Source organism: Pontibacter akesuensis (assembly GCF_001611675.1).
Classification (GTDB): domain Bacteria; phylum Bacteroidota; class Bacteroidia; order Cytophagales; family Hymenobacteraceae; genus Pontibacter; species Pontibacter akesuensis.
The window spans coordinates 400064-413093 of the sequence record NZ_CP014766.1 but is presented as its reverse complement, the minus strand read 5'-3'; the positions used below and the strand labels follow the sequence as shown (position 1 = coordinate 413093).

The following is a 13030-nucleotide window of genomic DNA, read 5'->3' as shown; positions in this document are numbered from 1 at the left end:
ACAAATTTAAATGAGATACATCAATTACAAAGCCGCAGATTTTGCAGCAGACGAAGAGTTCATCCGATGGGTACAGCAGCCAACACCGGAGCGAAAAGCCTTCTGGCAAAATTTCCAGCTACAAAACCCTGACATGCAGCAGGCGGTGCAGGAGGCGTACGTTTTGGTGCAGCACCTTAGTATGGATGTGGATGAGGTTCCGGATTGGGAACTGGAGGAGATGTGGCTGGACCTGGAGCAAAAACAAGTAGGACAAACGCCCTTCAGCGACACTGCTGAAGACAAAGAAGACAATGTAATTCCGATAAACTCCGGGAGGCAAATGTCCTGGTTGGTTGCTGCGGCCGTGTCAGCCCTACTGCTCGTAAGCGGGGTTTTGCTTGTGCAGCAATGGCAGCAACAGGCCACTAAAGTATACATGACCCAAGCCAAAGAACGCATGTTCCTGCTTTTGCCGGATAGCTCCAGTGTTATACTCAACGCTAACTCCACCCTGACGCTCCCGGTAAATTGGTCGGCAGACAAGGACCGGGTGGTGCAGTTGGAAGGGCAGGCTTATTTCTCGGTAACGCACAAGCAAAACAACCAGCGTTTTGTGGTACAGACAAAGGATGGACTGGAAGTGGAGGTGCTGGGAACCGAATTCAGCGTGTCGAACAAAGAGAATAAAAAGCAGGTGGTGCTTGAAGCGGGAAAAGTGCAACTGAACATAACCCAGAACGGGCAGCAACAGGAGCTAATCATGGCTCCAGGCGATCTGGTAGAGGCAGACCAGGCTGCAGGCATTGTGCAGAAGCAGGTGAACACAGCCCTCTATACAGCCTGGAAAAACGAGAAGCTGATATTAGAGGACATCAGCCTGGCACAGGTGGCGCAGGTGCTGGAGCACAGCTACGGCTACAAAGTGCTGTTTAAGAATGCAGCGCTGAAGAGCGAGCGAATTACGGCTTATTTGGATAAGAACTCACCGGAGCACATCCTGTCCACCTTGTCAGAGACCCTGCAGGTGGAAATAAACAAAGAGGATAAGCTTGTTACCATTAACTAAGGACTACACAACAAAAGCATTACACGACCTAACGATCACTAACTAACAACCTATGCGTAAAAATTCTACAAACCGAAAAAGGACCAGTAGCCTCATTGCGGCTGCCTGTTTCCTTTGCTTTTCGGGGAATGCCCAGGATCACTATAACGCGCAGGTGGCCATGGCTACCCATGCAGGCGTGCGTGCCCAAAGCACTACCTCCAAAACACTCAACGACGTACTGGTAGGCCTGCGCAGCAAGTATGGCATCCAGTTTTCGTATAAAGCACAGGTGGCCAAGAACCTGCAGTTGCAGGTGCCGGAGAACCTGGAGAACGAGCCAAATGTGGACGTGCTGCTAACGAAGATTCTTGCGCCAAGCGGCCTGTCCTACAAAAAGGTGAACGATGTGTACATCATCATCAAAAAGGAGACAGCAGTGCCTGGTGTAGCTCCGCTGAAAGCAGCCCCTTCTAAAACTTCTACCTCCCGCCAGGATCAGACTGTGCGCGGCACCGTAACAGATGGTGCAGGTAACGCCTTGCCAGGCGTGGCCGTGGTAGTGAAGGGCACTTCGCGTGGCACCTCTACCGACCTGAACGGTAACTTTACACTGGCAGTACCCGCCAATTCAACCCTAGTGTTCAACTACCTGGGTTTTCAGACGCAGGAAATAGCTGTAGGCAACCAGGCCGTCTTTAACATCGCGCTGCAAACCGATACCAGATCGCTGCAGGAAGTGGTGGTAGTGGGCTATGGTACGCAGAAGAAAAGCGACGTAACAGGCTCGGTAACCTCGGTAAGCTCTGAGGAGTTTGTAGAAGGCCAGGTAACCTCTGCGGCGCAGCTTATTACAGGTAAAGTAGCAGGTGTGCAAGTTACCTCCAATGGCGGAGAGCCGGGCGCAGGCTCGCGCATCCGTATCCGTGGAGGCGCTTCGCTTTCTGCCAGCAACGACCCGCTTATCGTGATTGACGGGGTTCCGATTGAGAACACTTCTGTGGCCGGTGCGGCAAATCCACTTAGCTTCATCAACCCGGACGACATCGAAAGCTTCAACATCCTGAAGGATGCCTCGGCTGCGGCGATCTATGGTTCCAGAGCTTCCAACGGTGTTATCATTATCACCACCAAAAAAGGCAAAGCAGGGCAGAAGCAGCAGGTGAAGTTCAGCACCCAGTTCTCGGTGGCAAAAATCAAGGAGCAGAACGACGTGCTTTCGGCTGACCAGTACCGCCAGGTGGTAAACGAGCAGGGCACGCCAGAGCAGATCGCGCTTTTGGGAGATGCCAATACAAACTGGCAGGACCAGATCTTCCAGGAGGCATTAACAACCGACAATAACTTTAGCCTGACAGGCGCAGACAATAATCTGCCGTACCACGTATCGGTGGGTTACCTGAGCCAGGAAGGTATCCTGAAAACGTCAAAGTTTAACAGGGCGTCAGGCTCCGTAAGCCTTAGCCCAAGCCTTTTCAATGATCACCTGAAGGTGAATCTGAACGTGAAGGGAGCCATCACCAACAGCTTCTTTGCTGACTTTGGCGCGATAGGTGCCGCTGTGGCCTTTGACCCGACACAGCCTGTATACAATTCAGAAAACGCCTTTGGCGGCTATTTCCAGTGGACGGATGCGAACGGAAACTACAACACCCTGGCTACCCGAAACCCGCTTAGCATGCTGGAGCAGCGTGATGACGAGGGATTCGCAAAACGCAGCATCGGTAACGCTCAGTTCGATTACAAATTTCATTTTCTGCCAGACCTTCGGGCAAACCTGAACCTGGGCTACGACATTTCGAGCAGCAACGGCAGAACCTTTTTCCCTGCCGAGTTTGCACCGAATGCCGTGGAAGGCGGCAGGCTGACCAGGTATGAGCAGTCGAAGCGAAACCACCTGATGGACTTTTACCTGAACTATGTAAAAGAACTTACTTCTATCAGCAGCAGAGTGGACCTGACGGCTGGTTATTCTTTCCAGGATTTCGAGACAAACAATCCTGCTTTCCCTGTGTTGAACGCCACTGGCGCACTGATCACAGAAGCAGGAAGACCGGGACAGATAGCTTACCGCTTAAAATCATACTTCGGCCGTGTGAACTACTCTTTGATGGACCGTTACCTGCTGACTGCTACGGTGCGTACAGACGGATCTTCCAGATTCAGCGAAGACAACCGCTGGGGTACGTTCCCGGCACTTGCCTTTGCCTGGAGAATCTCTGAGGAAGGCTTCCTTAGCGCCTCAAACACAGTATCTGATTTAAAGCTTCGCGTAGGCTACGGTGTAACAGGGCAGCAGGACATTGGCGAAAGTGTATTCCCTTACCTGGCGCGTTATACATTGGGTGATAACACGGCACAATACCAACTCGGATTTGATGCACAGGGAAGACCAATTTATTACACTACCTTCCGGCCAGAAGGATATGATGTAGGCCTTAAGTGGGAGGAGACAAAAACGTACAACGCAGGTTTAGACTTTGGATTCTTCAACAACAGAATCACCGGTAGCCTCGACTATTTCCTGAAGGATACAGAAGATTTGTTAGCTACGGTAGATGTCGCCGCTGGGTCTAACCTGGTTAACCGTTTGCCTACTAATGTGGGCAATTTGACAGCCGAGGGTATTGAGGCTGTATTAGGCTTTACTGCTATTGACAATGAGAAGCTGGTGTGGGATGTGGGAGTGAATGCCACTTACATCACGCGTGAAATCACCAAGCTTTCTAATGTAGAGGTGGAGGGTTCGATAGGCAACATGGAAGGCACTATCGCAGGCGGTACTGGTAACAGAATACAGGTAAACACAGTAGGTTATGCTCCATTCACATACTATGTATACAAGCAGGTGTATGATGAGTCTGGAAAGCCTATCGAAGGATTATATGCGGACCTGGATGGCAATGGCGTGATTGATGAGAATGACAAGTACCGCTACAAGAATCCGGAGGCGAACGTAAACCTGGGGTTTAACTCCAGCCTGACGTATGGCAACTGGAACTTCAGCCTGGTGGCGCGTGCCAGCCTGGGTAATTACATGTATAACAACGTGTACTCTAACAACGGAGCTTACCAGGCCTTCCGTTTCCCGAACTACCTGACGAACATATCGCCAAACGTGCTGGAGACGAATTTCCAGACCTACCAGTACTTCTCTGACTATTATGTGGAGAATGCGTCGTTCCTGCGCATGGAGAACATGAACCTGAGCTACAACTTCGGCAGAGTGATGAACGATAGAATGGGACTTCGTGTAAGCGCGAACGTGTCGAATGCTTTTGTGATCACCGAGTACAGGGGCCTGGATCCTGAAATAGCGGGAGGTATTGATAATAACTTTTATCCAAGGCCGCGTGTTTTCACGCTGGGGGTAAGCGTTGAACTTTAATTCTTTAAAAGCAAAATCATGCAGATAAAATACATAAAAAATATAGCACTGGCAGGAGTCATTTCCATACTTGCCGTATCCTGCGATCAGAGCCTGGATATAGAGCCTAAGTATGATGTGGTGTCGTCCAACGTGTACAAAGACTTTGCAAACTACAAACTGGTTTTAGCAAAGCTCTACGCTGGGTATGCAGTGACAGGACAGCAAGGCCCTGCCGGTAAGCCAGACATTCTGGGCGGTGACGAGGGTGCCTCCAACTACCTGCGCCAGTACTGGCAGGCTCAGGAATTAACCACCGATGAGGCGGTTATTGCCTGGAATGACGGAACGATCCAAGACTTGCACCAGATGGATTGGACGCCAGCCAACGAGTTCCTGCGCGAGATCTACAACCGAATCTTCTATCAGGTAGCCCTGGCCAACGAGTTCATTCGTGAGACAACCGATGCAAAACTAAGCGAGCGTGGGGTAACGGGTGCACAGTTAGAGGAAGCAAAGTTCTACCGTGCAGAGGCGCGCTTTCTTCGTGCGCTGAGCTACTGGCATGCCTTGGATTTGTATGGTAACGTTCCTTTCACAACAGAGGAAGATATGGTGGGTTCGGCACTGCCTGAGCAAATCAACCGGCAGGACCTTTTCGCCTTTGTAGAATCTGAGTTGCTGGCCGTACAGGATGAGTTGATCCCAGCCACCCCCGGTGACCTGACCAACTATGGCCGTGCCAACCAGGCTGCTGCCTGGACGCTGCTTGCCAAGTTATACTTGAACGCAGAGGTATACACCGGTACACCACGCTATACCGACGCCATCACGTATTCAAAGAAAGTGATTGATGCTGGTTTCGATCTGGAGGAGGATTATGACCACCTTTTCCTGGCGGATAACTACAAGTCCAACGAAATTATTTTCCCGATTACGTTCGATGGATTGCGCACGACTACCTGGGGTGGTATGACATACCTGGTGCATGCACCGGTGGGCGGCTCCATGAACCCGGCTAATTTCGGCATCAACGGTGGCTGGTCTGGTTTGCGTACCACACCTGAGGTAGTAACCCTTTTCGACGATGTATCGGGCAACACAGACGAGCGGGCCAACTTCTACACAGCGGGTCAAAGCCTGGAGATCAACAACATGTCTACCTTCACAGACGGCTACCCGATCACGAAGTGGAAAAACATAACCTCTACCGGTGCCGTTGGTTCAGACCCAACAGGAAACCACCCGGATACGGACTTTCCGATGTTCCGACTGGCCGATGTGTACCTGATGTATGCCGAAGCGGTGCTGCGTGGCGGTAGCGGTGGCAGTGAGGCGCAGGCCCTGGCCTATGTGAACGAGCTGCGTGAGCGCGCCTACAACGGAACTTCCGGAAACATCACCCAAAGCCAGCTGAACCTCGACTTTATACTTGATGAGCGTGCCCGTGAGCTGAAGTGGGAAGGACACCGCCGTACGGACCTTATCCGCTACAAGCAGTTCACCACGGCCGATTACCTGTGGGCCTGGAAAGGCGGCGTGAAAGAAGGACAGGCAGTTGCCTCGTACCGTACGCTTTTCCCGATTCCAACCTCTGACCTGACGGCGAATCCGAACCTGAAGCAGAACACGGGTTACTAAAATAAGGACACCGCCTCCTGCCTCTCCTGAAAGGATTGCGGGAGGTGGTGCCATCAAACTTCTAAAACATGTTTTTATGAAAAACTGGTTAAATAAAACGTTCATCTTTTTTGTTGCTTCGCTGGCTCTGATGAGCTGTGAGAAAGACGAGGACATGGCGATACTGAAGACAGGGGAAGCCCCTGTCCTTTCGGCATCTACCAACACGCTTGTACTAACAGAGGAGGAGGCTGCCAACGAGGCGGTTACCCTGACCTGGGGCGAAGCAGACTTCGGCTATAATGCCGCGGTAAAATATTCGCTGCAGATAGACACCGCTGGTGATAACTTTGTGAAGCCTTATAGTATGGATCTGGGCTCTTTCAGTCAGGAGTCAGGCAATCAGCCGAAGAAGGTATTTACCGTAGAGGAACTGAACACGCTGCTAACGAAACTAAAGTATACAGCAGAAGAGGCGCATGAACTTAAAATCCGCATCAAAGCCACCGTTTCTGACCTGGTGGAGCCTATTTACTCTAACGCCGCGACCATCAACGTAACGCCTTATTCTACTTATGTGGAGCCATCGTATGTGTTTGTGCCTGGTGCACACCAGGGATGGAGCCCGGAAACTGCGCCTGCTTTGGCTTCTGTTGAGAGCAACGGCATCTACATGGGCATTGTAAGCTTTATGGATGCAAGCGGCCTGGAGTTTAAAATTACGCCGCAGCGCAACTGGGATATGGATTATGGCATGGGCGCCGCTCCTGGAACACTTGCCGAAAAAGGGGGTAACCTAAGTGTGCCTGCACCGGATACCTACATGATTACGGCTAATCTGAACAACATGACCTGGTCTGCTGCCAAGCACTCCTGGGGATTGATAGGCGATGCCACGCCAGGTGGATGGGATAATGACACCAACATGAAGTACATTAACTCGGAAGGCGTTTGGAAACTGACGACTACACTGAAGGCAGGCAAAATTAAGTTCAGGTTTAACGATGCCTGGGAGTTAAACTATGGTGATGATGATACTTCTAACAACCTGCTTAACCAGGGTGGTGCCGACATCAACATTACATCACCCGGTACATATGATATTGTGCTGGACCTGGAAAATGATGATGACAGTGTAACGTACTCTGTTACCAAAAAATAAAGCGTTTTAGTACTTAAAGCTTCTGAAGAGCCCGGCAGTATGGCACGGCCGGGCTTTTTTTGAGACTTTCATTCAGATAAATCAACATTCCTTATAATGAACATATCCTTCAAACCGCTTGCTTCCCTGCTGGTACTGTCGGCGCTTAGTTTTGCCTCTTTTGGGCAGAACAACGGCCCCGTGAACAGAATAGGCAAGGTGAGCAACGTTACCATCAACGGACAGCAGGTAAACATTACTACCGATGAGAATGAGCACGTGCAAGTGCAGGTATACAGCCCAAGTGTGGTGCATGTGCGCATGGATAAAAAGCCGCTCGGCGAGAACTTCTCCTATGCCGTGGTGGGCAAGCCAAAGCAGACAAAAGCCAACATTACCCAGGACAACGACGCCATCACCATCACCACGGACTCGCTGGTGACGCGCATTAGCAAGAATCCCTTTGCCATTGCCTTCCTGACGAAAGACGGAAAGGTGATCAACCGCGATGAAGAGGGATTAACCACTTCCTGGATTGGCGAGGAGGTAACCACCTACAAAGAAATGCAGGAGGGTGAGCGCTTTATTGGCCTTGGCGAGAAAACCGGCGGCCTCGACCGCAGGGGCAGCGGCTATACCAACTGGAACACCGATGCGTACGGGTACAGCACGGGCCAGGATCCGCTTTATGCCACCATACCTGTTTATATTGGCATTCACAGTGGACTGAATTACGGTATTTTCTTCGACAACAGCTATCAGAGCGACTTTAACTTCGGGGCCAGCAACGACCGCTTTTCGTCTTTCGGGGCACAGGGCGGCGAAATGGATTATTACTTTATTTACCACGACCAGTTGGAGGACATCATCACCTCGTACACAGACATTACCGGCCGCATGGATCTGCCACCGCTGTGGAGTCTCGGTTACCAGCAGAACCGCTATTCCTACTACCCGGAAACAGAGGTGATGCGCATTGCCCAGACGCTGCGCGAGAAGAAGATTCCGGCCGACGGCATTACGCTGGACATTCACTACATGGATGCCTACAAACTCTTTACCTGGGATGACAGCCGTTTCCCAAATCCAGCCGCCATGAACAAGAAGCTGGAGGAAATGGGCTTCAAAACCACGGTGATTGTGGACCCGGGCATCAAAGTAGAGAAAGGCTATGGCGCGTATGAGCGTGGCTTGAAAGACGATATCTTCCTGAAGTATCCGGACGGCGTGAACTACTCCGGGCAAGTATGGCCGGGTTGGACGCACTTCCCTGACTTTACAAGCGAGAAGGGCCGTGAGTGGTGGAAAAAGGAGCTGAAGTACTTCGCCGAGACGGGCGTGGACGGCTTCTGGAACGACATGAACGAGATTGCTACCTGGGGTCAGAAAATGCCGAACAACGTGCTGTTTCAGTACGACGGCCACCTGACTTCGCATAAAGAGGGCCGCAACGTGTACGGCCTGGAGATGGCCCGCGCCAGCTACGAGGGTGCCCGCCAGCACCTGCCAAAGCAGCGCCCGTTCCTGCTGTCGCGTGCCGGGTTTGCCGGTTCGCAGCGTTACACAGCCCTTTGGACGGGTGATAACCGCTCTGAGGACAGCCACATGCTGCTGGGCATTCGCTTGCTGAACAGCATGGGCGTAAGCGGTATTCCGTTCTCTGCCATGGATATTGGTGGTTTCACCGGAAACCCTTCTATTGGCCTGTATGCCCGCTGGATTCAGCTGGGAGCCTTTACGCCATACTTCCGTAACCACACGGGTGTAAACTCTAAATCGTCGGAACCTTGGGCATACGGCGAGGAAGTGACCGAGATCGCGCGCAACTTCATTAACCTGCGCTACAAGCTGTTGCCTTACATTTACTCTAACTTCTACCTGGCCGCCGAAACAGGCTTGCCGCTGATGCGTACGCTTGCCATCGACTACACGCACGATCCGAAGGTGTATAACGGCGAGTTCGACACCCAGTACCAGTTCGGCGAGTCTTTCCTGATCATGCCATTTGAGAGCGGTAAAAACTACGGTAAAGTATACTTCCCGCAGGGCAAGTGGTACAACCTGTATACCGGCGAGGTGGAGACAGGCAACCGCGAGGAGATCATTCCGATTTCTTACAACAAGCTCCCTATTTATGTGAAGGAAAGCAGCATTATTCCAATGCAGTCGTTGGTGCAGAGCACGTCTGAGAAGCCAACCGACACGCTGACCGTGCACATCTACAAAGGCGACGTGAATAACTCGTTTGTGTATTACGAGGACGATGGTGCCAGCTACGACTATCAGAACGGTCAGTACTACAAGCGGACCATCAATTACGACGCACGCCGCAAAGCCATCACGTTTGATAAAGTAGAGGGTTCCTACAACTCTAACTTCAAGAACATCAAGGTGATGTTGCACGGCTTTGACGCGAAAGCCAAATTAAAGCTGAACGGGAAGAACCAGAAGGCGCAGCAGGACTTTGCTTCGTTTATCGATCCGATCTCCCGCTTTGATCCACAGGGAAGCGCCAACCCGAAAGAGGGCTACAACGTGCAAAGCTTCGTCATCAAAAACGACAAAGACAAAATCACGCTGAGCTACTAAGCCATTTTATACTTCATAAAAGCTTCCCTGTGCTGATAGTGCAGGGAAGCTTTTTGTTTTTAGGGCGATGGTAATGAGTGTATGGAATCAGGAGGTTATACTGTATTAAACCACCTCCAGCCCCTCCTTGTCCAAGGAGGAGAGTTTCCTCTCTTAAGACTTCTATACCAGAAGCAGGAGAGGAAAGTATAAAAGATAGATTGTGCGGACTTACCCATGTGTAGGAGCCTGTTCTGATCTCGCAGCGTACGCAGCTCCTGCGGGGGCTGAATTAAGTATGGCCTGAAACAAAACAGGAGCCGGAAAACAAACTTTCCGGCTCCTGTTATACTTGGTTTATACCTGCTTATGTTACTGCACTTTCCCGAAGCGCGTTCCGAAGAAATCGCCCTCGTTCCAGTTAGGTCGTTCAGCATCCTGTGCGATCAGGTAACCGATCAGGAAGTTAAGTTGCACGTACTTTTTAGCGGCTTCGAAATCAAAAATGCCATTCTCCAACCCATCCTGTGGCTTGTGGTAATATTTCTCGCGCCATACTTTCACCTGCTCGTCCAGGTTATTTTTACCGTCGGCGGTTTTGTTGCCATACTTGATGTGCAGCGCCGGCACGCCCTGCGTTACAAAGCTGTATTGGTCGCTGCGGACAAAGCGGTTCTGATCCGGCTCCGGGTCCTGCTCCACGTCCAGCCCCAGGTACTTGCTTGCCTGCTTCACCTCATCCTCCAAAGAAGAATGCGCGGCACCCAGCGGCACCACCGCCAGCAGTGGCGCAATTAACGTCGGCATGTCTGTGTTCACGTCTGCAACAATCTGAGCTGCGGGCACGGTCGGGTGCTTCGCGAAGTAGGCAGAGCCCAGCAGGCCCATTTCCTCAGCCGTAACCATCACAATCAGGACAGAACGCTTCGGCTTCTTGTCGAGCCTAGAGTATACGTTGGCAATTTCCAGCAGGCTGGCTACACCTGAGGCGTTGTCGTGGGCACCGTTGTAGATGGAGTCACCGTCTATGGGGCGGCCAATGCCCACGTGGTCGAGGTGCGCGCTATGCACCACATACTCATTTTTAAGCTTCGGGTCAGATCCTTCAATCTTGCCCACCACGTTGTAGCTTTCAAAGTCTTTATAGGTGCTGCCGTAGCTGCCCGTTACATTAAAAGGGAGCGGAGCAGAAGCGGGTTTTCCGGCGCTGATAGACGCAACCACCTGCTGCACATCCGTTCCGGCACCAGCCAGCAACTTTTGCAGCGTGTTATAGCTAATCATTCCCAGCACATCAATGGCCTCGTGGTAACTGCGCGAAGTAGCCACTTTCCCGTCAGCTCCCATCACGCTGCTCACACCCCTCGAGAAGTTCGGAACACCACCTCTTGGGTTGGTGGAACCTATCATCACACCCACGGCGCCATGTTCGGCAGCGGTTTTAAGCAACGTTTGCGTGTCCGTGCTGTAAGAGGCCACGGTGGCCGGGAAGCCTTCCGGGGTGCCACGTAGCACCACCACTATTTTGCCTTTGGCGTCGATGTTGGCGTAGTCGTCGTAGTTCATGTCCGGCGCGCTGATGCCGTAACCGGCAAACACAAGCGGAGCGTTCAGTGCTACCTGAGCCTGACCTGGATTAGGATAGAAAGTGAAGTCCTGCCCGCTAATTAATTGCACTGCGTCGCCCATGTCTGATTTTAACTGAAGGGAGACATCCGGATTGGTGGTAGCGGTGCGCAGGCGAACCGTCTGCAGGTACGTGTTGTTCTCGCCTGCCGGGGTTACGCCCAATTCCTTGAACTGGTCCGTTACATAATCTACGGCCATCTGGTAACCCGGCGTGCCGGGCTGGCGACCGAGCAATTTATCATCGGCCAGGTAAGCAATGTGCGCCTTTATGTCGGCTGGCTTCACTTTGCTCATCGATTTGGCGACAGGTTTCGGCACGTTGGCTTTCTGGGCAAAAGCACCCGGTGTTGCCAGGGCAAGGCAAAGGCCTGCTGCTATTAATTTAGATTTCATGGTGGGTTAGGTTGGAGTTGAGATTTTATTCAGCTTAGAGCGGAATAACTTGTAAAGGTTTATTCGTGTACTTGGATTTGCTAGAGTATGTCCTGTACTGCCTGCAGCACAGCCGGCCAGGCAGGTGAGGCAGGCACCACGAGGTCAAAGTGACCGGCATCCGGTAAAAGTATTGAGCTGGTGTTGTCGCCGGCAGTCTTAGCCTGCTGCTCAAAGTTTGTAGCTTGTGTCACAGGTACGATAGGATCTTGTTCGCCTTGCACGAGTATACTTGGCACCCGCAAGGGCAGCATCTGCAGGGGAGAGGCCTGTGCGTAGCGTTCGGGAAAGGCAGCGGGAGCGCCACCGATCAGTTGCTCCACCGCCGCGTTGCAGCTGCCTTCCTGAGCACTGTAGGTGGCTAAGTCGGTTATGCCAGCAAGTGAAACAACGCCTTTCAGCTTTAAAGGCTTTTTGACATAGAGCGGGCTTGACTTCGGTAACTGATGGCGCGCTGCCAACCACAGGGCCAGGTGTCCGCCGGCAGAGTGTCCGATCACAGCCACCTTTTTTGCGTCAACTGGATATGTTTTTGCCAGCTCGCGCACGTAGTCTGTTGCCAGCGCCACATCCTGCAGCGTGCCCGGCCAGGCACCTCCTGCATCGCCTACACGCCTGAACTCGATATTCCAGGTGGCGAAGCCCGCTTTGGAGAGTTCCTCGCTTAGGTGGCTCATGTACTGCAGGTTATAGGCATTCAGCCAGCAGCCGCCGTGCACCACCACCACCACCGGGAAATCACCTTTACCCTCCGGCAGGCGAAGCTCCCCAAACTGCAGCGAATCGGGTCCATATTGAATTGTATGGTCAGCGGCAGGCACGGGCATTTCTGCTATCTGCTGCCAGGTAACCAGGCTTAGTTTCTGCTCCTGGGCATTGGTTTTATTCATCGCGAAGGCAAAAGGTAACAGCAGGCAAAGTATGGCTTTGTATCGCATCTTAAACGATAAAGTGAACGTCAACAAAGGTGCATATTACAGAATTTGCAGGTAATATCATTGCTGTGCGGGAAGATGGAGGCTGTCTTGGAATTTGGTAGAGCCTGGGAAAGAGGTACAGCATATCCAGATGAACAGATACGCTTAGAAAACAGCTGTAAACTTATCTGTAAAACTGTTTTCCCGCTATTGTCATCTCGACGAGAGATCTTTTACCTATTCCAGTTAGATTTCTCACTGTGTTTGAAACGACAGTAGCGGGAAGTAATTTCTTCGAACTACAAATTATGTAGTCGAACAAGGGTATT

7 protein-coding genes are annotated in these 13030 nt (G+C 51.7%); 5 read left to right on the top strand and 2 right to left on the bottom strand.

Going from position 1 to position 13030, the window contains the following annotated elements:
• The first annotated feature begins 10 nt into the window (after nucleotides 1-10).
• The 5 genes from A0W33_RS01645 (at nucleotide 11) to A0W33_RS01625 (ending at nucleotide 9744) form a co-directional block, all read left to right on the top strand.
• Nucleotides 11-1048, top strand: coding sequence for a FecR family protein (locus tag A0W33_RS01645; protein WP_068836551.1), 1038 nt, complete (start codon nucleotides 11-13; stop codon nucleotides 1046-1048).
• Between the two features lie 52 nt (nucleotides 1049-1100).
• Nucleotides 1101-4415, top strand: a complete 3315-nt coding sequence (locus A0W33_RS01640) for a SusC/RagA family TonB-linked outer membrane protein (protein WP_244888612.1) — start codon at nucleotides 1101-1103, stop codon at nucleotides 4413-4415.
• Between the two features lie 18 nt (nucleotides 4416-4433).
• Nucleotides 4434-6035 carry a RagB/SusD family nutrient uptake outer membrane protein gene (locus A0W33_RS01635; RefSeq protein ID WP_082815096.1) on the top strand — a complete coding sequence of 534 codons (1602 nt, stop codon included), beginning with the start codon at nucleotides 4434-4436 and terminating at the stop codon, nucleotides 6033-6035.
• A 76-nt stretch (nucleotides 6036-6111) separates the two neighbouring features.
• Nucleotides 6112-7176, top strand: a complete 1065-nt coding sequence (locus tag A0W33_RS01630; protein WP_068836549.1) for a SusE domain-containing protein — start codon at nucleotides 6112-6114, stop codon at nucleotides 7174-7176.
• 96 nt (nucleotides 7177-7272) lie between these two features.
• A complete protein-coding gene (locus tag A0W33_RS01625; RefSeq protein WP_068836548.1) occupies nucleotides 7273-9744 on the top strand; it encodes a glycoside hydrolase family 31 protein in 2472 nt (823 codons plus the stop codon).
• 351 nt (nucleotides 9745-10095) lie between these two features.
• Here the strand turns inward: A0W33_RS01625 and A0W33_RS01620 are convergent, their stop codons facing one another.
• Both A0W33_RS01620 and A0W33_RS01615 read right to left on the bottom strand, forming a co-directional pair.
• Nucleotides 10096-11745, bottom strand: a complete 1650-nt coding sequence (locus A0W33_RS01620; protein ID WP_068836547.1) for a M28 family peptidase — start codon at nucleotides 11743-11745, stop codon at nucleotides 10096-10098.
• 80 nt (nucleotides 11746-11825) lie between these two features.
• Nucleotides 11826-12722, bottom strand: a complete 897-nt coding sequence (locus tag A0W33_RS01615; protein WP_229801997.1) for an alpha/beta hydrolase family protein — start codon at nucleotides 12720-12722, stop codon at nucleotides 11826-11828.
• Nucleotides 12723-13030 lie beyond the last annotated feature (308 nt).